Annotated in this window: 15 protein-coding genes; 11 read left to right on the top strand and 4 right to left on the bottom strand. The window is 73.3% G+C overall.

The window, feature by feature from the left end:
• Window positions 1–251 precede the first annotated feature (251 nt).
• Together OG455_RS03945 and OG455_RS03940 are read left to right on the top strand one after the other, a co-directional pair.
• On the top strand, window positions 252–1,214 hold the full coding sequence (locus OG455_RS03945; protein ID WP_266290222.1) for a LysR family transcriptional regulator: 963 nt from the start codon (window positions 252–254) through the stop codon (window positions 1,212–1,214).
• Between the two features lie 182 nt (window positions 1,215–1,396).
• Entirely contained in the window at window positions 1,397–4,081 is a 2,685-nt protein-coding gene (locus tag OG455_RS03940; protein WP_266290221.1) for a M9 family metallopeptidase, read from the top strand.
• A 343-nt stretch (window positions 4,082–4,424) separates the two neighbouring features.
• Here the strand turns inward: OG455_RS03940 and OG455_RS03935 are convergent, their stop codons facing one another.
• Window positions 4,425–5,033, bottom strand: a complete 609-nt coding sequence (locus OG455_RS03935; RefSeq protein WP_266290219.1) for a hypothetical protein — start codon at window positions 5,031–5,033, stop codon at window positions 4,425–4,427.
• Between the two features lie 375 nt (window positions 5,034–5,408).
• Here OG455_RS03935 and OG455_RS03930 point away from each other — a divergent pair, with 375 nt between their 5' ends.
• The gene (locus OG455_RS03930) at window positions 5,409–6,242 is read left to right on the top strand and encodes a Clp protease N-terminal domain-containing protein (RefSeq protein ID WP_266290217.1); all 834 of its coding nucleotides are present in this window, start codon (window positions 5,409–5,411) and stop codon (window positions 6,240–6,242) included.
• A 297-nt stretch (window positions 6,243–6,539) separates the two neighbouring features.
• Entirely contained in the window at window positions 6,540–6,992 is a 453-nt protein-coding gene (locus OG455_RS03925) for an iron chaperone (protein ID WP_266290215.1), read from the top strand.
• Window positions 6,993–7,011: 19 nt separating this feature from the next.
• On the opposite strand, the gene OG455_RS03920 is transcribed toward OG455_RS03925, so the two are convergent.
• On the bottom strand, window positions 7,012–7,449 hold the full coding sequence (locus tag OG455_RS03920) for a hypothetical protein (RefSeq protein WP_266290212.1): 438 nt from the start codon (window positions 7,447–7,449) through the stop codon (window positions 7,012–7,014).
• Between the two features lie 70 nt (window positions 7,450–7,519).
• On the opposite strand from OG455_RS03920, the gene OG455_RS03915 reads away from it, so the two are divergent.
• The 7 genes from OG455_RS03915 to OG455_RS03885 all read left to right on the top strand — a co-directional run bounded on the left by OG455_RS03915 (window position 7,520) and on the right by OG455_RS03885 (window position 19,380).
• A complete protein-coding gene (locus tag OG455_RS03915) occupies window positions 7,520–9,358 on the top strand; it encodes an acyclic terpene utilization AtuA family protein (RefSeq protein ID WP_266290209.1) in 1,839 nt (612 codons plus the stop codon).
• Window positions 9,355–10,953 (top strand): acyl-CoA carboxylase subunit beta, encoded by a 1,599-nt coding sequence (locus OG455_RS03910; protein ID WP_266290207.1) that lies wholly within the window; start codon window positions 9,355–9,357, stop codon window positions 10,951–10,953. The genes OG455_RS03915 and OG455_RS03910 overlap by 4 nt, the downstream gene beginning before the upstream one ends.
• A gap of 20 nt (window positions 10,954–10,973) precedes the next feature.
• Window positions 10,974–12,974: a biotin carboxylase N-terminal domain-containing protein gene (locus tag OG455_RS03905; protein WP_266300654.1), complete on the top strand. Its 2,001-nt coding sequence runs from the start codon at window positions 10,974–10,976 to the stop codon at window positions 12,972–12,974.
• A gap of 15 nt (window positions 12,975–12,989) precedes the next feature.
• Window positions 12,990–14,171 carry an acyl-CoA dehydrogenase family protein gene (locus tag OG455_RS03900; protein ID WP_266290205.1) on the top strand — a complete coding sequence of 394 codons (1,182 nt, stop codon included), beginning with the start codon at window positions 12,990–12,992 and terminating at the stop codon, window positions 14,169–14,171.
• Window positions 14,172–14,314: 143 nt separating this feature from the next.
• Complete coding sequence (locus OG455_RS03895) at window positions 14,315–15,988, top strand: AMP-binding protein (protein ID WP_266300653.1); 1,674 nt, start codon at window positions 14,315–14,317, stop codon at window positions 15,986–15,988.
• Between the two features lie 207 nt (window positions 15,989–16,195).
• Window positions 16,196–16,825: a TetR/AcrR family transcriptional regulator gene (locus OG455_RS03890; protein WP_266290203.1), complete on the top strand. Its 630-nt coding sequence runs from the start codon at window positions 16,196–16,198 to the stop codon at window positions 16,823–16,825.
• Between the two features lie 62 nt (window positions 16,826–16,887).
• On the top strand, window positions 16,888–19,380 hold the full coding sequence (locus OG455_RS03885; protein ID WP_266290201.1) for a SpoIIE family protein phosphatase: 2,493 nt from the start codon (window positions 16,888–16,890) through the stop codon (window positions 19,378–19,380).
• 77 nt (window positions 19,381–19,457) lie between these two features.
• On the opposite strand, the gene OG455_RS03880 is transcribed toward OG455_RS03885, so the two are convergent.
• Both OG455_RS03880 and OG455_RS03875 read right to left on the bottom strand, forming a co-directional pair.
• Window positions 19,458–21,044 carry an MFS transporter gene (locus OG455_RS03880; protein WP_266290199.1) on the bottom strand — a complete coding sequence of 529 codons (1,587 nt, stop codon included), beginning with the start codon at window positions 21,042–21,044 and terminating at the stop codon, window positions 19,458–19,460.
• Complete coding sequence (locus tag OG455_RS03875; protein WP_266290197.1) at window positions 21,041–21,592, bottom strand: TetR/AcrR family transcriptional regulator; 552 nt, start codon at window positions 21,590–21,592, stop codon at window positions 21,041–21,043. The genes OG455_RS03880 and OG455_RS03875 overlap by 4 nt, the downstream gene beginning before the upstream one ends.
• Window positions 21,593–21,605 lie beyond the last annotated feature (13 nt).

Genomic DNA, 21,605 nt, shown 5'->3' with positions numbered 1-21,605 from the left:
CGGGCTGATCGAGCGTCAGGGGGAAGGCGTGCCGGAGCCCGGTGCCAGCTGAACCCGCCACCCCGTGGTGACCGTTCGCCGCTCGGAGTTCGGCATCCGGCTGCCCTTCCCGGCCGTCCTCAGGAGCTGCCCGAACTACAATGCGCTGACCGGAGCCGCCCGGAACTCCCCGAAGTTCACTCGGTCCGCCGCGCTGCCGCTTCCGCCGCTACGGGGACGACCTCGGCGATCGACTCGTTACCGGAGCAGTGATGGAACAACTGGAGCTTCGTCATCTGCGCCTCGTGTGTGCGATCGCCGACGCCGGTGGCCTGCGTCGCGCGGCGGCGCTGCTGGGCTACTCGCAGCCGGCCGTGAGCACCCAACTCCAGCGGATCGAGAGTTATTTCGGCGGGGAGCTGTTCATCCGCAGTCGGGTGGGGGTGGCCCCGACCCCGTTCGGCGTGAAGGTCATCGCGCAGGCCCGCGACGTGCTCGCCCAGGTGGACGGCATCGGTCGCAGCCTGGCCGGGGAGACCGCACGGTCCGGCCGGACCCTGCGGCTGGCCGCGACCAACACCCCGATCCTCTCCGGCCTGGTCGTTCGGATCCGCAAGGCGCTGCCGGCGCTGGCGCTGACCATCAGTTCCGTCTACTCCTCGGCGGAGATGGTCGAACTCCTGGAGGCCGGTGAGCTGGACGCCGCGATCGGCATCGACTATCCCGGTATGGAGCTGCGGCACTCCGAGGCCGTCGCGCTGCGCGCGATCGTCACCGAGCCGTCGTTCGTGGCGCTGCCGGCGGACCACCGGCTGGCCCACCGGGTCGAGGTCTCGCTGTCCGAACTGGCCGAGGACGCCTGGTTCGTGACACCCGACGACGGCGCCGGCTGGCCCGGGGTCTTCTACGTCGCGTGCCAGGTCGCCGGATTCCGACCGGCCACCGTGCACCAGTTCCTCGGCGACCGGCGCCAACTGCGGGACATGATCGCCGCCGGGCTGGGTGTCTCGGTCGTGCAGGCGACCTTCCGCCCGTCCGTCGGTGTGCTGGTCAAACCCCTGACCGGCAGGCCGGTCTGGTGCCGCTACCTGCTGGCCTGGCAGTCGGGCGGTGTCGCCGACGAGGTCGTCGAGACCGTCCACCGGTCCGCGTCCGCGGCGTACCGCGACCTCTCCGGACACCTACCGCACCAGCGGCCGTGGTCCCCGCGGACGTTCGGAGCGCCTCGACGCTGATCGGCCGCCGTGTCATGGGGGTTGGCGGCCACCGCGATTTCCGACAGTCGCGGGTGTTATCACCCCTCGGGCGATGTCCTATCACGTGGTGCGTTGTCAGTGGCTGAGGTCAGTGAGATGTTACATGTCACGTCTCACTGACCCCACCCGAGGCGGACCCCCACGTTCACTCAGGAGCATTGATGCGCCATCGATTTGCCCTGCCCAGATTCCTGGCCGCCACCCTGGCGGCCGGGATCGCGACGGCCGGTCTGCTGGCTCCGCCGGCGTTCGCCGCGACCGCCCCGAAGTCCTCGACCAGCGCTCCCGCCCCCACCGCGGGCGCGCCCCGGTCGTCGGCGCCGCTCGGCGCCACCACCAGCCGGTCCACGCAGGCCGACGTGCGAAGCCAACGGGTCAACGCCGCACAGCAGCCTCCGGTCAGCCCGGCCGCGCCGGCGACACCGGTGCCGGCCAAGTCATCGGCCTCATCGACGTCGACCGCGTCGAAGCCCAGCGCACGCTCCAAGGCCGCGAACCTCGCGGCGGCGCAGTCCTGTACGGCCGCCGACTTCGGCAGCCGGTCCGGGGCCGCGCTGGTCTCCTACATCCAGTCCTCGACCACGGACTGTGTGAACACGCTGTTCACCGTCACCGGCTCCGCCGCGCACAGCGTCTTCAACGAGGCGCAGATGGTCACCGTGGCCAACGCCTTCCGCAGCAGCTCGGCCACCTACCCCGGTGACAACTCCACCTCGGTGTGGCAGCTGGTGCTCTTCCTGCGCGCCGGCTACTACGCGCAGTACTACGACTCCACGGATGTCGGGACGTACGGCCCGACCCTGGCGACCGCCATCGAGGGCGCACTGGACACCTTCGTGGCGTCCCCGCACTTCATGGACGTCAGCGATGCCAACGGCGGCGTCACGGGCGACGCCATCGTCCTGACGGACAGTGCCAACGAGCAGCCCCGCTACCTGAGCACCTACAAGCGGGTGCTCAACGCCTACAACAGCTCCTACGACGCCTACGCCAGCATGGACGCGGCCGTCAACGACGTCTTCACCCCGATCTTCCGCGGCCACCAGAACCCGGCGTTCATCACCGCGGTCACCGCGGACCCGAGCATCATCGACACCCTCGACGCGTTCGCGCTGAACCACGCGTCCGCACTCAGCGGGGACTCGTACTACCTGGACTCCAACGCCGGCACCGAGGTCGCCCGCTTCCTGGACACCGCCGCGCTCCAGGCCAAGGTCCGTCCGCTGGCGAAGGGCCTGCTGGGCGCCTCGGCGATCACCGGTACCTCGGCGCCGCTGTGGGTCGGTGTCGCGGGGATGACCTTCACCGACGACCTGGCCCAGTGCTCGTACTACGGCACCTGCAACCTCGCCACCCAGCTCACCGCGGCCTCGCTGCCGACCACGACGGCCTGCGGATCGACGATCACCCTGCTGACGCAGGCGCTGACCGCCGCGGACCTGACGGCGGTCTGCAGCAGCCTGCAGAGCGAGGTCCCGTACTTCCAGAACCTGGACAAGGTCACCAGCCCGATACCCGGCCAGTACGAGACGAACGTCCGGCTCGCCATCTTCGCGAGCTCCAAGGACTACCAGACGTACTCCAGCTGGATCTTCGGCAACAGCACCAACAACGGTGGTGAGACGCTGTCCGGGGACATCACCGACCCCACCAACCAGCCCGTCTCCGTCCAGTACCAGTGGGACACCGACAACGGCTTCCCGGCGCGGGTCTGGAACCTGAACCACGAGTTCACGCACCTCATGCAGGGCGCCTACGACATGAAGGGCGACTTCGCCACGCAGATCACGGTCCCGGACATCTGGTGGATCGAGGGCCAGGCCGAGTACGTCTCCTACAGCTACCGCAACGTCGCCGACACCGAGGCGATCGCCGACGCCAGCCTGCACACCTACGCGCTGAGCACGCTGTTCCAGAGCACGTACGACAACTCCGACCAGACCCGTACCTACCCGTGGGGCTACCTCGCGGTGCGGTACATGTTCGAGAAGCACCCCGCGGACATCGCCAACATGCTCACCCACTTCCGCACCGGTGACTACGCGGGCGGTTACGCGGTCTACAACAGCATCGGCACCGGCTACGACGCCGACTTCAGCGCCTGGCTCGACGCGCTCGCCAACGCCGGCTCGAACGGTCCCTCGACCCCCTGCACGGACCCCGACGCCCGCGCCATGGGCCAGAACTGCTACCGCACCAACGAGTCGGCCGCCGCCGGCAACGACGAGGGCCTGTTCGTCTACCTGCCGGCCGGTACCTCGACGCTGACCATCACGACCAGTGGCGGCACCGGTAACGCGGACCTCTACTACAACCCGGACACCTGGGCCTCGCCCACCGCGTTCACGGCTTCGTCGACCAACTCCGGCAACAACGACAGCATCACCGTCACCAGCACCAACGCCGCACCCGGGTACCGCTACATCGACCTGCACGCCACCACCGCCTTCAGCGGGGTCACCGTGACCACGCGTTACGTGTTCGGCACCGGTGGAGGCACCGGCGGCGGAACGCTGCCGGCCTGCACGGCGACCGACACCCGCGTCATGGACCAGAACTGCTCGCGCGCCAACCAGGCGGCCACCGTGGGCAACAGCGACTACTACTACCTCTACCTGCCGGCCGGCACCTCGAACCTGACCGTCACCTCCAGCGGCGGCACCGGTAACGCGGACCTCTACTACAACCCCAACACCTGGGCCTCGCCCACCGCGTACACGGCCGAGTCGACCAACTCCGGCAACAACGAGACCATCACGGTCACCAACACCACCGCCGGATACCGCTACATCACCCTGTACGCCGCGACCGGCTTCAGCGGAGTCACGGTGTCCACGCAGTACTGAGCAGTACTGAGCAGTACTGACGCGGCCGGCTGCGGCCGCCGACGCACGGAAGCCGGGTGGGAAGGCAACGGCGCCTTCCCACCCGGCTTCGCCATGACGCGGTGGTGATCAGCATGGAGGCGGGCCCGAGGGAGTTCGAGGGGGCCGGGGCCGAGGAGATGAGCGCGGCGGGCCGACCCGGGCAAGACGCAGGTGCCCGCCGCGCCACCCTGGGGGCGGTGCGGCGGGCACGAGGTGACAGCCGGTCAGGCGGCGTGCGGACGGCCGGAACCATGGGTCCCGCCGTCCGCACCGAGCGTCCGTGAGCTGCCGGTGTACCGGCAGCCGACGGCGTGCCGGTGGGTCAGGAGGCCGACGGCGAGGGCGAGGCGTCGTCCGAAGGGCCGCCGGAGGGGCGGGTCGGCAGCAGCGGGGCACAGGTCTTGTAGGCGGCCGCGGTGTTCGGGTCGGCGGTGTTGAGGCTGCGCAGCGGGTTCCCGCCATCGCTGCTCGGCAGGGTCACGTTGTGATCCTTGAGGCAGCTGGTGAAGGCCTGGAACGTGGCGCTGTTGAAGCCGCCGCCCTTGCCGCCCTGCCCGCCCTGCGGCCGCAGCGAGGCGCAGGCCTGCATCGCGGCCGCTCGCGACGGGTCGGCCGAGGCGCCGCCGCCGAAGTAGCCGCCACCGCCGCCGTATCCGCCGCCGCCACCAGGGCTGCCGCTCGGACGTCCGCTCGGCCGGCCGGACGGACGTCCGCTGGGCCGACCGGTGGGCAGCGTGACGCCGTGCTGCTGCAGGCAGGAGGTGTACGCGGCCATCGCCTGCGAGTTCTTGCCCGCGCCGGAGGCGGAGGGCGAGGCGGAGGCCGCCGGAGGGGTCGAGGCGGAGGTCGACGACGAGGAGCAGCCGGTGAGCAGCAGGCCGGCGGCCAGCAGCGCGGCAGCGCCGGCGGTGCGCATGGTGGTCCGGGACAAGGGCCGGTGCCTCCTGGTTCGGAACGGACGTGCGGAGGTGATCAGGTATGAGTGCCGCTGACGCAGCGGGGGGCTTGACGTCAACGGCGTCTTCGACTGAACAGCACCGTCGTTTAGGAAGCCTGGGCCTTCCTGGGAACTTCCCGGCACCCGCCACCCCTGTTCCGGGCCAGAGCGGGGTTCGGTTGCCCTTTTTGCCCGAATAAAGCCTGATTTGCCGCTCCCCCTCCTCACCTTCTCCTGGTGGCGTTCCCAGCTTCTTCGAAGCGGCACCAAGCCGAACCTTTGCCCGGCAACTGGGGTTATAGACGCATACCCCCGGTGGGCGTACAACGGAATCACCCACTTCGGAGCCACCAGTTGGAGGAATCCGCGATGCCCAAGATCAACGTCTATCTGCCGGACGAGCTCGCCGAGGCGGTCAAGGAGGCCGGGCTCTCGGTCTCGCCGATCTGCCAGCGGGCCCTGGAGCAGGCCGTCCGCCGGGTCACCGGGATCCGTGAGGTCGTCGCGCACGACCTCGACAGCTTGGACGACTCCGGCCACCTCGCCCGCTTCACCGCCCGCTCGCGCACCGCGCTGAAGCTGGCCGCGGAGCTGGCCGCCGCCGAGGGGTCGCCGAACGTGGGTAGCGGCCACCTGCTCGGCGGCCTGCTCGCGGAGGGGGGCAACCTCGGGCTCCAGGTCCTGGGCGCGCTGCTGATCGACCCCCAGCACCTCAAGGACACGCTGGCCCGGATCGAGCTCAACGACGAGCCGACCAAGCCGATTGAGCCGACCACGCCGACCACGGCGGCCGCCGCTCCCGGTACCCGGGCGACCACGGCGCCGGGCGGCGCGGCGGGCGGCGGCCCGGCCACCGCCCCCGTGCTGCGGCTCAGCGGCCCGGCTGCCGAGGCGGTCGAGCAGACGGTCAACGAGGCGATCGCGCTCGGCCACAACTACGTCGGGTGTGAGCACCTGCTGCTCGGCCTGATCGCCGAGCAGCAGGGCGCGGGCGGCCGGATCCTGCGTGAGTACGGCGCGGAGCAGCGGCTCACCCGCCGCGCCGTCGCCGCGGCCCTGATCGGCTTCGCGCACGTGCGGGCGAACCACCCGCAGTCCCAGCCCCAGCCCTCGGCCGAGCAGTTGGAGGCGCTGGCCGCCCTGGTCCGCCGCGAGTTGCAGCCGCTGATCGAGCGGATCGAGCAGTTGGAGGCGCGCGGCTGACCCCCCCGCACGCGCTCACCGCCGCGCGCCGGCCCCCGCGCCCGCTCCGGCGACACTTTTCATATGCCGTTCCGGTGATCTACCCCTTCGAAGGCCCCGATCGGACCGGCGGCACCGCGGGCACGTGCGCGCCGTACCGTCGGTCGGCCCGCACGCTGACCCGCACGTCGGCCCGCCCGCCGACCCGCCCGTATCGGACCGTTGGGCGCGTCGGCCGCTGAGGGGCCGCTGTCGGTGGGCGGCGATAGGGTCCCTTTCAATCGACCCGCGCCTCACCATCCCCGAGGGGAAACTGCCATGAGCGGCACCGACAGCAGCAAGCACGAGGGATTCTCGGCCGAGGAGCGGGCCGCGATGAAGGACCACGCCAAGGAGCTGAAGACGGCCGCGCGCCGCAGCTCGCGCGCGGAGAAGGCGGCGGAGGCGGAGCGGGACGTGGTCGCGAAGATCGCCGAGATGCCGGAGTCCGACCGGATCATGGCCGAGCGCATCCATGCCGTCGTCACGGCCAGCGCCCCGACCCTCGCGCCGAAGCTCTGGTACGGAATGCCCGCCTACGCGCTGGACGGCAAGGTGGTCTGCTTCTTCCAGAGCGCGGAGAAGTTCAAGACCCGCTACGCGACACTCGGCTTCAGCGACCAGGCGAAGCTGGACGAGGGCACGATGTGGGCGGCCGGTTTCGCGCTGACCGAGGTGACGGCCGAGGCGGAGGCCCGGATCGCCGCGCTCGTGAAGCGGGCGGTGAGCTGAGCCGCGCCATTGCGTTCTGTTACACGCTGTCGCGCGCTGTCAGGTTTCGAGGTGGGCGCAGGGCGCGGGCGGCTTCCTGGACGCGGGGTTCGCAGTCGTCGAGTGCCTCCTCGGTGAAGCCCTCCGCCACCGGTTCGGGCGTGCAGCCGCGCAGGCCTTCGAGCAGCGCCTCGCGAGCGTAGGAGTGGATGGTCGACTCCCAGGCGTGCACCAGGGCGTCGGTCGCCCCGGCGACGCGGAGGCGTCCGAGGCCCTTGGCGGGTGACTCGGTCGAGCACCGGGCACCCTCGGCGGCGGTGGTGAGGGCGTCCAGCAGGTACGGGCCGTCCTCGGACTCGCCGAACCGGGCGGCAGCGCTGCCCAGGTGTCGCAGGGCCTGGGCGATGCCGGGCGTCCCTCCGGCGGCCGGCGGAGAGCATTCGGCGCTTCTCAGCTGAGGAGAAAAACAAGCACGCACGATTGCTTTTTTCTCGCCGCTGACCCACCATCAGTACCGACCCCGCCAGCGCGATCGAAGAGGCCCCCGCATGCCGCGCCCCGGATCGGTACCTGACACCCCGCTCACCTCGCCCGCCCCGCTCGCCGCCGCGCCCGCATCGCTCGCCGCGGCCGGACCCGCCGGCACCCCCGTCGCACCGTTGCGGATCGGCAACGCGTCCGGCTTCTACGGCGACCGCTTCAGCGCGGTGCGCGAGATGCTCACCGGGGGGCCGCTGGACGTGCTCACCGGGGACTACCTGGCCGAGCTGACCATGCTGATCCTGGCCCGGGACCGGCTCAAGGACAGCAGGCTCGGCTATGCCAAGGTCTTCCTGCGCCAGTTGGAGGAGTGCCTGGGGCTCGCGGTGGAGCGCGGGGTGCGGATCGTGGTCAACGCGGGCGGGCTCAACCCCGGGCAGCTCGCCGAGCGGATCGCCGAGTTGGCCGACCGGCTGGGCATCGGGCTGCGGGTGGGCCAGGTGACCGGGGACGATCTGCTCGGCCGGGCGGCCGAGTTCACCGAGCCCACCGGACTGCTGGCCGCCAACGCCTACCTGGGCGCGTTCGGCATCGCGGAGTGCCTGCGCGCTGGTGCCGAGCTGGTGGTCACCGGGCGGGTCACCGACGCGGCGCTGGTGGCGGGTCCGGCGGCGGCGCACTTCGGCTGGGGACCCGGTGACCTGGACCGGCTCGCGGGGGCGGTGGTCGCGGGTCACGTGCTCGAGTGCGGCGCGCAGGCCACCGGTGGCAACTACGCCTTCTTCACCGAGCACGACGTCAGCCGCCCCGGCTTCCCGCTCGCCGAGCTGCACGCCGACGGCAGCAGCGTGATCACCAAGCACCCGGGCACCGGCGGCGCCGTCACCCTGGGCACGGTCACCGCCCAGCTGCTCTACGAGACCGCCGGGCCCCGCTACCTCGGACCGGATGTGACGGCCCGGTTGGACAGTGTGCGGCTCGACCAGGTCGGCCCCGACCGGGTGCGGATCAGCGGCGTGCGCGGCGAGGCGCCGCCGTCCACGCTCAAGGTCGGGTTGAACCGGATCGGCGGCTGGCGCAACGAGGTGGTCTTCGTGCTCACCGGGCTCGACATCGAGGCCAAGGCCGCCCTGGTGCGCACCCAGTTCGAGCAGGCCCTGCCGACCGAGCGGCGGCCCGCCGAGGTGCGCTGGACGCTGGCCCGTACCGACCACCCGGACGCGCCCACCGAGCAGCGGGCCAGTGCCCTGCTGCAGCTCACCGTGCGCGACCCGGAGGCGGCCAAGGTCGGCCGGGCCGTCAGCTCGGCGGCGGTCGAGCTCGGCCTGGCCGGCTACCCGGGCTTCCATCTGACCGCGCCACCGGGCCCCGGCGCCCCGTACGGCGTCTTCGAGGCCGTGCACCTGGACGCCGAACTGGTCGAGCACTGGGCGGTGCTCCCGGACGGCACCCGCCGCGCGATCCCACCGACCGCGCACACCGCCCCCGCCCCCGCGACGCCCGAGCTCCCCGCGCCCGAGCTCCCCGCGCCCGAGCTCCCCGAACCTGAACTGCCCGCCCCCCTGCCCCCCGCCCCCACCCGCCGCGTCCCGCTCGGCCTGCTGGCCGGCGCCCGCAGCGGCGACAAGGGCGGTGACGCCAACCTCGGCGTCTGGGTGCGCGGCGAGGACGCCTGGCGCTGGCTGGCCCACACCCTGACCGTCGACCGGCTGCGCGAGCTGCTCCCCGAGACCGCCGACCTCCCGGTCACCCGCCACCTGCTGCCCAACCTGCGCGCCGTCAACTTCGTCATCGAGGGCCTGCTCGGCGAAGGCGTCGGCGCCCAGGCGCGGTTCGACCCGCAGGCCAAGGCGCTGGGGGAGTGGCTGCGCTCCCGCACCCTCGACATCCCGGAGGCCCTGCTGTGACCGTCCTGCCCACCCGGGTCGACCCCGCCTCGGCCGAGCACGGCGCCCACCGCGAGGCGATGCTCGCCAAGCTCGACGAGCTGGCCGCCGAGCACGCCAAGGCGCTGGCCGGCGGCGGCCCGAAGTACGTGGAGCGCCACCGCGCCCGGGGCAAGCTGCTGGCCCGTGAGCGGATCGAGCTGCTGCTCGACGAGGACTCGCCGTTCCTGGAACTCTCCCCGCTGGCCGCCTGGGGCAGCGACTATCCGGTCGGCGCCGCGCTGGTCACCGGCATCGGCACGGTCGAGGGCACCGAGTGCGTGATCACCGCCAACGACCCGACCGTGCGCGGCGGGGCCAGCAACCCGTGGACCCTGCGCAAGGCGCTGCGGGCCAACGAGATCGCGCTGCGCAACCGGCTGCCGCTGATCAACCTGGTCGAGTCGGGCGGCGCCGACCTGCCCAGCCAGAAGGAGATCTTCATTCCGGGCGGCGCGCTCTTCCGCGACCTCACCCGGCTCTCCGCCGCCGGGATCCCCACCGTCGCCGTGGTGTTCGGCAACTCCACCGCCGGAGGCGCCTACGTCCCCGGCATGAGTGACCACACGGTGCTGGTCAAGGAGCGGGCCAAGGTCTTCCTCGGCGGGCCGCCGCTGGTCAAGATGGCCACCGGCGAGGAGTCCGACGACGAGTCGCTCGGCGGCGCGGAGATGCACGCCCGCCGCTCCGGCCTGGCCGACCACTTCGCCGCCGACGAGGTGGACGCGGTGCGGATCGCCCGGCGGATCGTGCACCGCCTGCACTGGCGCAAGGCCGGGCCAGGCCCCGATCCCGCCGCGCTGCCACCGAAGTACGCCGAGGAGGAGCTGCTCGGCATCGTCCCGGGCGACCTCAAGACCCCCTTCGACCCGCGCGAGGTGATCGCCCGGCTCGTCGACGGCTCCGACTTCGACGAGTTCAAGCCGCGCTACGGCACCAGCCTGGCCACCGGCTGGGCCGCCCTGCACGGCTACCCGGTCGGCATCCTGGCCAACGCGCAGGGCGTGCTGTTCAGCGCCGAGTCGCAGAAGGCCGCCCAGTTCATCCAGTTGGCCAACCAGCGGGACATCCCGCTGCTCTTCCTGCACAACACCACCGGCTACATGGTCGGCAAGGAGTACGAGCAGGGCGGCATCATCAAGCACGGCGCGATGATGATCAACGCGGTGTCCAACAGCACCGTCCCGCACATCTCGGTGCTGATGGGCGCCTCCTACGGGGCCGGCCACTACGGGATGTGCGGGCGGGCCTACGACCCGCGCTTCCTGTTCGCCTGGCCGAGCGCCAAGTCCGCGGTCATGGGACCGGCCCAACTCGCCGGTGTGCTCTCGATCGTGGCCCGCCAGTCGGCCGCCGCCAAGGGGCAGCCCTACGACGAGGACGCGGACGCCGCGATCCGCGCCATGGTGGAGCAGCAGATCGAGGCGGAGTCGCTGCCCGCCTTCCTCTCCGGCCGGCTGTACGACGACGGCGTCATCGACCCGCGCGACACCCGCACCGTGCTCGGCCTCTGCCTCTCCGCGATCCACAGCGCCCCGGTCGAGGGCGCGCGCGGCTACGGCGTCTTCCGGATGTGATGGGTTCTCAGATGATCAAGATGATCAGTACGCTGCTCGTCGCCAACCGCGGCGAGATCGCCCGCCGGGTCTTCCGCAGCTGCCGCGAACTCGGCATCGCCACCGTGGCGGTGTACGCCGACCCGGACGCCGACGCCCCGCACGTGCGCGAGGCCGACCTCGCCGTCCGGCTGCCCGGGGCCGCTCCCGCCGACACCTACCTGCGGGCCGACCTGCTGGTCCGCGCGGCCCTGGCGGCCGGTGCGGACGCGGTGCACCCCGGCTACGGCTTCCTCTCGGAGGATCCGGCCTTCGCCCGCGCGGTGCTGGCGGCCGGGCTGACCTGGGTCGGCCCATCGCCCGAGGCGATGGCCGCGATGGGCTCCAAGAGCGCCGCCAAGCGCCTGATGGCCGAGGCGGGCGTGCCGGTGCTCGCCCCCGTCGACCCGGGCGCCGCCGCCGCGGCCGACCTGCCGCTGCTGGTCAAGGCGGCGGCCGGCGGCGGCGGGCGCGGCATGCGGGTGATCCGCGAACTCGACGCCCTCGCAGCGGAGCTGGCGGCCGCGGCCGCCGAAGCGGCGGCCGCCTTCGGGGACGGTGAGGTGTTCCTGGAGCCGTACCTGCCCGGTGGCCGGCACGTCGAGGTGCAGCTGCTCGCCGACACCCACGGCACCGTCTGGGCGCTCGGCGAGCGCGACTGCTCGGTGCAGCGCCGCCACCAGAAGGTGATCGAGGAGACCCCGGCCCCGGGTCTGGAGCCCCGCCTGCGCGAGCGGCTGGCCGGCGCGGCCACCGCCGCCGCCCGCGCGATCGGCTACACCGGCGCGGGGACCGCGGAGTTCCTGCTGGCCCCGGACGGGCGCTTCTTCTTCCTGGAGATGAACACCCGCCTGCAGGTCGAGCACCCGGTCACCGAGTGCGTCACCGGGTTGGACCTGGTGGCCCTGCAACTCGCCGTCGCCGAGGGCGAGGCGCTCCCCGCCGAACCCCCCGCGCCCACCGGTCACGCGATCGAGGCCCGGCTCTACGCCGAGGACCCGGCGGCCGACTGGCAGCCGCAGAGCGGCACCCTGCACCTCGTCGAGTTCCCGTCCGAGCAGGACGGCCCGCACGGCCGGCTGCGGATCGACTCCGGCGTCGAGAGCGGCAGCACGGTCGGCGTGCACTACGACGCCATGCTCGCCAAGGTGATCGCCTGGGCGCCGACCCGGGCCGCCGCCGCCCGGCGGCTGGCCGCCGCGCTGGCCCGCACCAGGATCCACGGCCTGACCACCAACCGTGACCTGCTGGTCCGGGTGCTTCGCCATCCAGCTTTTCTGGCAGGCGAGTTGAGCACGGCCTTCCTGGCCGAGCACGGATCCGCCCTGCTGCCCGCCGCCGACAAGCGCGAGCTGCCGCTCGCCGCCCTGGCAGCCGCGCTCGCCGACGCGGCGGCCCGCCCCGGCCCGCTGCCCTCGGGCTGGCGCAACCTGCCCTCCCAGCCCCAGATCAAGCGCTACCGTGCCGATGAGGCAGGTGAACTGACGGTCCGTTACCGGCACACCAGGGACGGCCTGCGGGCCGAGGAGCACCCCGGTGTCCGCCTGCTCGCCGCCGCCGGGCACCAGGTCACCCTGGAACTGGACGGCCTGAGCCGCGACTTCCGGGTCGCCGCCTACGGACCGGCGATCGAAGTTGACACACCGTCAGGATCTTTCAGCCTCACCGCCTTGCCCCGCTTCCCCGAGCCGGTGGAGCAGCTCGCCCCCGGCGCCCTGCTCGCCCCGATGCCCGGCACCGTGGTCCGGCTGGCCGCGGCGGTCGGCGAGCGGGTGGCGGCCGGGCAGCCACTGCTCTGGCTGGAGGCGATGAAGATGGAGCACCAGGTCACCGCCCCGGTCGACGGCACGGTCACCGAACTGCGCGTCACCACAGGCCGCCAGGTCGACCTGGGCACCCTGCTCGCCGTCCTCGAACCCGACCCCGAACCCGACCCCGACCCCGCGCCCGGCACCCCCGCGCCCGGCACCCCCGCGCCCGGCACCCCCGAGACCGACAGCTGACCGGAGGACCTCCGCATGTCCGCACCGAGCACCCCCGAGAGCCCGTTGATCGAGACCCCCGAGCGGATCGCGCTGCGCAAGGCGGTCGGCGACCTGGGCCGCCGCTACGGCTCGTCCTACTTCCTCGCCCGGGCCCGGGCCGGCGAGCACACCGACGAACTCTGGTCCGAGGCAGGAAAGCTGGGCTTCCTCGGTGTCAACCTCCCCGAGGAGCACGGCGGTGGGGGCGCGGGTGTCTACGAACTCTCGATCGTCCTGGAGGAGTTGGGCACGGTCGGCTGCCCGCTGCTGATGCTGGTGGTCTCCCCGGCGATCTGCGGCACCATCCTGGCCCGGTTCGGCACCGAGGAGCAGAAGCGGGCCTGGCTGCCGGGCCTGGCCGACGGCAGCCGCCGGATGGCCTTCGCGATCACCGAGCCGGACGCTGGCTCCAACTCGCACAAGCTCTCCACCGTCGCCAAGCGGGACGGCGCGGACTGGATCCTGAACGGCCGCAAGGTCTTCATCTCCGGCATCGACGGCTCCGACGCCGTCCTGGTGGTGGGCCGCACCGCCGACGCCCGCACCGGCAAGCTCAAGCCCGCGCTCTTCATCGTGCCGCGGCGGACCCCGGGCTTCGAGTACCGCCCGATCCCGATGGAACTCCTCTCGCCCGAGCGGCAGTACCAGGTCTTCCTGGACGACGTCCGGCTGCCCGCCGAGGCGCTGGTGGGCGATGAGAACGCGGGGCTGCAGCAGCTCTTCGCCGGGCTCAACCCGGAGCGCATCATGACCGCCGCCTTCTCCCTCGGAGTGGCCCGCCAGGCGCTCGACACCGCGGTGGAGTACGCCAAGAGCCGCACCGTCTGGGACACCCCGATCGGCGCCCACCAGGGCCTGGCGCACCCGCTGGCCCAGTGCGCCATCGAGGTCGAGCTGGCCCGCCTGATGATGCGCAAGGCCGCCCACCTCTACGACGCGGGCGACGACATGGCCGCCGGCGAGGCCGCCAACATGGCCAAGTACGCCTCCGGCGAGGCGGCCAGCCGCACCGTCGACCAGGCCGTGCAGACCCTGGGCGGCAACGGCCTGACCCAGGAGTACGGGCTGGCCGCGCTGCTGGCCGCCACCCGGGTCGGCCGGGTGGCGCCGGTCAGCCGGGAGATGATCCTCAACTACGTCGCCCAGCACACCCTGGGCCTGCCGCGCTCCTACTGACGGAGCCGAGCCGAGCCGGTCCGCCCGGACGGGTGCCCGCGGGCCGGCCACGGCGCCGGGGCGTGCGCGCCCCGGCGCCCGGGTAGCACCTCCGGCACGGCCCCCACCCGGCCGTGAGTCGCCGATCCGCAGGAGTCCCCATGGTGTTCCGCAGCGAGTACCCCGACGTCCCCGTCATCGACCAGCCGATCCATGAGCTGGTGCTGGCCGCCGCCGCCCGCTTCGGCGACGCGCCCGCCCTGGTCGACGGCCTGACCGGGGAGACCCTCAGCTACACCGAACTCGCCACCGCCATAGGCCGGGTGGCCGCCGGGCTGGCCGAGGCCGGGGTGGCGAAGGGTGACGTGGTGGCGCTGCACAGCCCCAACTCCATCGCCTACCCCGTCGCCCTCTACGCGGCCGGCCGGGCGGGCGCGACCGTCACCACCGTCTCCTCGCTCGCCACCCCGCAGGAGCTGGCCGGCCAGCTGCGCGACAGCGGCGCGCGCTGGATCCTCACCGTCAGCGCGCTGCTGCCCGTCTCGCTGGCCGCCACGGAGGGCGGAGGAGAGGGCGCCGGCGAGGGCGGCAAGGAGGTGCGCGAGATCATCCTGCTCGACCAGGGCGGACCGGCGCGGTACCGCACCCTGGCCGACCTGCGCGCCACCACCGCCCCGCTCCCCGAGGTGGCCATCGACCCGGCCACCGACCTCGCGGTGCTGCCCTACTCCAGCGGCACCACCGGCCTGCCCAAGGGTGTGATGCTCACCCACCGCTCGGTCGCCACCAACCTCGCCCAGATCGAGGCGGTCGAGGCCGGCGTGCCCGGCGAGCGGGTGATCGCGGTGCTGCCGTTCTTCCACATCTACGGACTCGTCATCCTTCTGCACCGCCCGCTGCTGGCCGGCGCCACCGTGGTGGTGCTGCCCCGCTTCGACCTGGAGCAGTTCCTGCGCACCATCCAGGAGCAGCGGATCGAAGGGGTGATCGTCGCCCCGCCCATCGTGCTCGCGCTGGCCAAGCACCCGCTGGTCGACTCCTTCGACCTCTCCTCGATCCGCTACGTGCGCAGCGCCGCCGCCCCGCTGGACGCGGCGCTCGCCGCCGCCTGCGCCGCCCGGCTCGGCCTGCCGACCGTGCTGCAGGGCTACGGCATGACCGAGCTCTCGCCCGCCACCCACCTGGTCCGACTGGACGACCCCGACCCCGCGCCCGGTTCGGTCGGCAAGCTGATCGCCGGCACCGAACTGCGGGTCCGCTCGGTGGCCCCCGACGACCAGGCCCCCACCCCTGGTGCCCAGGCCCCCACCCTCGACGGCCAGGCCCCCGACGCGGCCCCCGACCCGGCCCCTGCCAGCGGCGAGGACCTCGCGGCCGGCCAGCTCGGCGAGATCGTGATCCGCGGTCCGCAGGTGATGAAGGGTTACCTCGGGCGGCCCACCGACACCGACACGATGATCGACGCGGACGGCTGGCTGCACACCGGTGACATCGGCTACGTGGACGAGCGCGGCTACCTCTTCATCGTCGACCGGGTCAAGGAGCTGATCAAGTACAAGGGCTACCAGGTCGCGCCCGCCGAGCTGGAGGCCCTGCTGCTGACCCATCCGCAGATCGCCGACGCCGCCGTGGTCGGGGTCACCGACCAGGACGGCACCGAACGGCCCAAGGCCTTCGTGGTCCGCACCCCGCGGAGCACGCTGACCGAGGCCGAGGTGATCGAGTTCGTCGCCGCCCAGGTCGCGCCGTACAAGAAGGTCCGCGCGGTGGCCTTCCTGGCGGCGGTGCCCAAGTCGGCCAGCGGCAAGATCCTGCGGCGCGAGCTGCGCGGCCGCTGACCTGCGCCCAGCGGTCCACCGGTCCACCGGTCCACCGGCCCACCGGTCCACCGGCCCACCGGCCCACCGGCCCAGCGGTGGTCCACCGGCCCTGCGGCCCGGCCCCCGTCCGCGAGAATCCCGGCCCCCGTCTGCGAAAATGCGGGGGCCGGGGTCCCACTCCTCCCACCGGGCCCACCCCCCCACAGCCGTCCGGAGCGCACTGTCATGACCAGCCCCGCCCGCACCCCCCAGCAGGACCGCAGCCGCGCCACCAGACGCCGGCTGCTGGAGGCCGCCGTGGAGTGCCTGGCCGAGCTGGGCTGGAACGGCAGCACCGTCACCGTGGTGGCCGAGCGCGCGGGGGTGACCAGGGGTGCCGCCCAGCACCACTTCCCGACCCGTGAGGACCTCTTCACCGCCGCCGTCGAGCACGTCACCGCCGAGCGGCTGGCCGCCGTGCGGGCCGACGCCGGCGAGCTGCCGCCGGCCGGCCCGGCCCGCACCGAGGCGGTGGTCGACCAGATCGTGCGCCTCTACACCGGCCCGCTCTTCCGCGCGGCGCTCCATCTGTGGGTGGCCGCCGCCACCGAGCAGCAGCTGCGCGAGCGGATCATCGCGCTGGAGAACCGGGTCGGGCGCGAGTCGCACCGCGCCACGCTGGAGTCCCTCGGCGTGGCGCAGAGCGCGACCGGCGTGCGCGAGTGCGTCCAGGCCACCCTGGACCTGGCCCGCGGACTGGGCCTGGCCAACCTGCTCACCGACGACGCCGCCCGCCGCTCCGGCGTGGTCCGCCAGTGGTCCCGGATGCTGCAGGCCGCCCTCGACGCCGCGTCAGCTGACGGCGCACCGGAGTGACACCGGGTCATCCACTCCGGTGCGCGGTCGCCGCGCCGCCGATCACCAGGCAGTCTTGAGGGGTGCACGCACCTGAGTCAGGCCCCCCGCCCGAGGGGGGCGCCCAGTCCGCCGGGGCGGGCGGCGGCGCGGGCCTTCCCGGGATCGTCCCCGCGCGCCTGGACGGCCACCGCCTGGTCCCGCTCGCCACCGCCCTGCTGGACGCCGACGGCGTGGTCCTGCACTGGAGCGAGGACGCCGAGCGCCTGCTCGGTTGGCGGGCCGAGGAGATCGTCGGGCAGTTGGCCGCACCGCTGCTGACCGGCGCCGGTGAGCGCACCGAGGTGCTGGAGCTGTACGAGCACATCCTGACCGGGCGCCGCTGGTCGGGCGTCTTCCCGGTCCGGCACAAGGACGGCCACCAGGTCGAGCTGGACTTCCGCACCTACGGCATCGCCGGCCCCGGCGGGCGCCCGCTGGTGCTGGCCACCGGCTCCGACGTGCGTGCCCTGCGGCAGGTGGAGGCCAACCTCGCGGTGGTGGACGGCTTCTTCACCCAGTCGCCGATCGGCCTGGCCGTCTACGACACCGATCTGCGCTACGTCCGCCTCAACGAGGCGCTGGCGCGGATGGACGGCCTGCCGGCCGAGGAGCACCTGGGCCGGCGGCTGGACGCGGTGCTGCCCGGCATCAACAGCACCGAGATCGAGACCGTGATGCGCGCGGTGCTCGCCACCGGCGAGCCCGTCGTCGACGCCCGCTCCTACGGGCACACCCCGGGTGAGCCGGACCAGGACCGGGCCTGGTCGGCCTCCTACTTCCGCCTCGCGGACCCCTCCGGGCGGGTGCTCGGGGTCAGCTCCTCGATCATCGACGTCACCGAGCGGTTCCAGGCCGAGGCGCGCGCCGCCCGGGCCCAGGAGCGCCTGACCCTGCTCGCCGAGGCCACCTCCCGGATCGGTACCACCCTGGACATGCAGCGCACCGCCGAGGAGCTGATCGCCGCCGTCGTTCCGAAGTTCGCCGACTTCGCCACCGTCGACCTGCTCGACCCGGTGCTGCAGGGCGAGGAGCCCAGCCTGCTGGCGCCCGACCAGGGGGTGCTGCTGCGCGCGGTCGCCGCCGGCGAGGTCCCCGGGTCGGGCCTGACCGGGGTGGCCGACGCGGTCGGCGAGACCACCGCCTACGACTCCCACCGCAACTACACCAAGAGCCTGCGCAGCGGGAAGTCGATGGTGATCGCCAAGATGGACGAGCCGACCCTGCGCAAACTGGCCGCGCGCGAGGAGCGGGTCGCCCCGGGGCTGGCGGCCGGCATCCACTCCTACCTGCTGGTGCCGCTGCTGGCCCGCGGCATGGTGCTGGGTGGTGCCGAGTTCGTGCGCACCCGCAACCCCGAGTCGTTCAGCGAGGCGGACGTGGCGCTCGCCGAGGAACTGGTCGCCCGCACCGCCGTCTGCATCGACAACGCCCGCCTGTACCGCCGCGAGCGGGACACCGCGCTGACCCTGCAGCGCAGCCTGCTGCCGCAGGAGATCCACCGCACCCTGGGCCTGGAGATCGCCTACCGCTACCTGCCCAGCAGCGTGGTCAGCGAGGTCGGCGGCGACTGGTTCGACGTGGTGCCGCTCTCCTGCGGGCGGGTGGCGCTGGTGGTCGGCGACGTGATGGGCCACGGGATCAGGGCGGCGGCGACGATGGGTCAGCTGCGCACCGTCGCCCGCACCCTGGCCACCCTCGACATGCCGCCGGCCCAGGTGCTGGCCCGACTGGACGAGACCGCCACCGGCATCGGCGAGGGCCAGTTCGCTACCTGCGTGTGCGCGGTCTACGACCCGGTGGACCGCAGTTGCGCGGTGGCCTGCGCGGGCCACCTGCCGCCGGTGGTGATGGACGCCGACGGCGTCGCGCGATCGCTCCAGGTGCCGCCGGGGGTGCCGCTGGGGGTGGGCGGGGTGGCGTTCGAGAGCATCGAGTTCACCCTGCCCGAGGGCAGCGTGCTCGCCCTCTACACCGATGGCCTGGTGGAGCGCCGCGGCGAGGACATCGACCACGGCATCAACGAGCTGTGCGCCACCCTGGCGGCCCGCGAGCGGACCCTGGAGGCGCACTGCGACGCGGTGGTCTCGGCCCTGGTGCGCGACGGAAGCGAGGACGACGTGGCGATGATCATGGCCAGGGCGCTGCCACTGCCCGGGGACCGGATCGCCACCCTGCCGCTCACCGGCGAGGGCCCGATGCCGGCCAGGGCACGCCGCTTCACCCGCAGCACACTGGCCGCCTGGGGCCTGGCCCCGCTGGCCGACTTCGCCGAGCTGCTGGTCAGCGAGCTGGTCACGAACGCCCTGGTGCACGCCCAGCAGCCCCGGCGGCTGCGGCTGTTCCGCGACCGGATGCTCACCCTGGAGGTGGCCGACGCCGGGCGGCAGGCCCCCAGGCTGCGTCCGGCCGGCTCGGAGGACGAGGGCGGACGCGGGATGTACCTGATCAACGAGCTGGCCCACCGCTGGGGCAGCCGGCCGACCCATGACGGCAAGGTGGTCTGGGCGGAACTGGAACTGCCGCTGGGGAGCTGACGGCGCACCGTCGGCTCCCCACCGGCCGTGCGCCCGGCCGTCCCGCGCCCGTCCCGCGCCCCGTGGCCGACGCGCGGTCAGCGCCGGCGCAGCAGCCGCCAGGAGAGCCCGGCGCCCAGCAGCACCAGCACCGCCGCGCAGAGCGCCGCCAGGCTCATGCCCTGCACGAACGCGCCCCGGGCCGCCTCGGCCAGCGCCTGGCCCGCGGCGCCCGGCAGCGTGTGGGCCGCCTCCACCGCAGCGCCCAGCGACTGGTGCGCCTTGGCGGCCGTCGCCTCGTCCACGCCCGGCGGGGTGCCGACCGCGCCGGGGTAGACGGCGGTGAGGACGGAGCCGAAGAGCGCGATGCCCAGGGCGGTGCCCAGCTCGTAGGCCGTCTCGGAGACCGCTGAGGCGGCCCCCGACTTCTCGGCGGGCGCGGCGGTCAGCACCAGGTCCGAGGCGAGCGTGTAGACCAGCCCCTCGGCGGCGCCGACCCCGAGGAAGGCCACCGCGAGCACCAGGTACGGGGTGTCCTGGCGCAGCCAGCCCAGCATCCCGAGCGCCAGGCCGAGCAGCACCATGCCGCCCACCAGCGCGCCCCTGGCGCCGGCCCGCCGGGCCAGCCGGGCGGTCACCATCGAGGCGATCGCCGCGCCCGCGAAGGCCGGCATCTCGGCCAGCCCCGCCTTGAGCGGCGAGAACCCGCGGACCAACTGGAGGTACTGCGAGGTGAAGAAGACCACGCCGGCCAGCCCGAAGACGGCGATCAGCGCGCCCAGCACCGCGGCGGTGAACCGGCGGTCGGCGAACAGCCGCACGTCCAGCAGCGGGCTGGCCAGCCGCAGCTGGCGGCGTACGAAGAGCCAGAGGCCGAGCCCGCCCAGCACGGCGGCGAGCGGCACGTCCCAGCGCTCCACGCCGTGCGCGGCGCCCTCCTTGATCGCGTAGACCAGGGCGATCAGGCCGCCCATCGAGCAGAAGACGCTGGGCAGGTCGAACCGGCCCGGCTCCGGGTTCTTCGACTCCGGCAGCAGCCAGCCGCCGAACACCAGCAGCAGCGCGACCAGCGGCAGGTTGAGCAGGAAGACCGAGCCCCACCAGAAGTGCTCCAGCAGCAGCCCGCCGATCAGCGGCCCGGCCGCCGCGCCCGCGGTCGCCGCGGCGCCCCAGATGCCGATCGCCCTGGCCCGCTCCCGGGCGTCGGGGAAGAGAGCGCGGATCAGCGAGAGGGTCGAGGGCATGATGGTCGCCCCCGCGACGCCGAGCAGCGCGCGGGCGCCGATCAGCCAGCCCGGGCCCGGCGCGTACGCGGCCAGCAGCGAGGCCGCGCCGAAGGCGGCGGCGCCGATCAGCAGCAGGCGCTTGCGCCCGATCCGGTCGCTCAGCGCGCCCATGCTGACCAGCAGGCCGGCCAGCACGAAGGAGTAGATGTCGCCGATCCAGAGCAGCCCGGTCGAGCTGGGCGCCAGCGTCTCGGTGATCGAGGGGATCGCCAGCACCAGTACCGTCGCGTCGACCACGACGACGGTGACGGCCAGGACCAGCACGGCCAGCCCGGACCAGCGGTGCGGGCGCGGCGCGGCGGGGGAGGCGGTGGCCGGGCCGGTGGTGCTCGGGCCGGTGGTGCTCGGGCCGGAGGTGGTAGAGGTCGCGGTGCTGGTCGGGGAGGTGGTGCTGGTCATGAGCTGGTTCTCCTGAGTGCCCCGCCGAGGAAGAGCTCGGTGAGGGCGAAGGCGCTGTCACGCGGGGCGAGCCGACCGTCCTGCACGGCCCAGCCGACGCCGGCCAGCAGGTCGAAGAAGGCCTCGCTGAGCCAGCCGGCCGGCAGCTCGACGCGGAACACCCCCTCCTGCTGCCCGCGCAGGAAGAAGGCCCGCACCCGGGCGTCCTGCTCCTCCCAGAGGGCGCAGAGCTCGGGGTCGTCGAAGAGCTGGTTCTCCCCGGCCAGGAAGGCGCAGAGCGCGGCGTCGGGGACCATCACCCCGATCAGCCGGCGCAGGGCCGCGGCGGTGTCGCCGGTCTCGATCGCGGCGGTGTCGAGCGCGTTGTTGTAGCGGCGCAGCCCGAGCAGGCCCACTTCGCGGATCAGCGCCTCGCGCCCGGGGAAGATCCGGTGCAGCGAGGCCCGGCTGATCCCGGCCGCGCGGGCGATCTCGTCCAGATGTGCGGTCGGCTGCCGGGACAGGACGCCGACGGCTGCTTTGAGTACCGCGTCGCGGTCGATGGCCATGAGAACAGGATAG

Source organism: Kitasatospora sp. NBC_01287 (assembly GCF_026340565.1).
Classification (GTDB): Bacteria; Actinomycetota; Actinomycetes; order Streptomycetales; family Streptomycetaceae; genus Kitasatospora.
The sequence above is the reverse complement of the archived record's forward strand: the minus strand, read 5'-3'. Positions and strand labels throughout refer to the sequence as shown.

What these genes read in the sequence shown, in the direction of transcription:
- OG455_RS03945 (WP_266290222.1), top strand. Translation starts at nt 252, where the DNA reads ATGGAACAACTGGAGCTTCGTCATCTGCGCCTCGTGTGTGCGATCGCC.
- OG455_RS03940 (WP_266290221.1), top strand. Translation starts at nt 1,397, where the DNA reads ATGCGCCATCGATTTGCCCTGCCCAGATTCCTGGCCGCCACCCTGGCG.
- OG455_RS03930 (WP_266290217.1), top strand. Translation starts at nt 5,409, where the DNA reads ATGCCCAAGATCAACGTCTATCTGCCGGACGAGCTCGCCGAGGCGGTC.
- OG455_RS03925 (WP_266290215.1), top strand. Translation starts at nt 6,540, where the DNA reads ATGAGCGGCACCGACAGCAGCAAGCACGAGGGATTCTCGGCCGAGGAG.
- OG455_RS03915 (WP_266290209.1), top strand. Translation starts at nt 7,520, where the DNA reads ATGCCGCGCCCCGGATCGGTACCTGACACCCCGCTCACCTCGCCCGCC.
- OG455_RS03905 (WP_266300654.1), top strand. Translation starts at nt 10,974, where the DNA reads ATGATCAGTACGCTGCTCGTCGCCAACCGCGGCGAGATCGCCCGCCGG.
- OG455_RS03900 (WP_266290205.1), top strand. Translation starts at nt 12,990, where the DNA reads ATGTCCGCACCGAGCACCCCCGAGAGCCCGTTGATCGAGACCCCCGAG.
- OG455_RS03890 (WP_266290203.1), top strand. Translation starts at nt 16,196, where the DNA reads ATGACCAGCCCCGCCCGCACCCCCCAGCAGGACCGCAGCCGCGCCACC.
- OG455_RS03880 (WP_266290199.1), bottom strand. Translation starts at nt 21,044, where the DNA reads ATGACCAGCACCACCTCCCCGACCAGCACCGCGACCTCTACCACCTCC.
- OG455_RS03875 (WP_266290197.1), bottom strand. Translation starts at nt 21,592, where the DNA reads ATGGCCATCGACCGCGACGCGGTACTCAAAGCAGCCGTCGGCGTCCTG.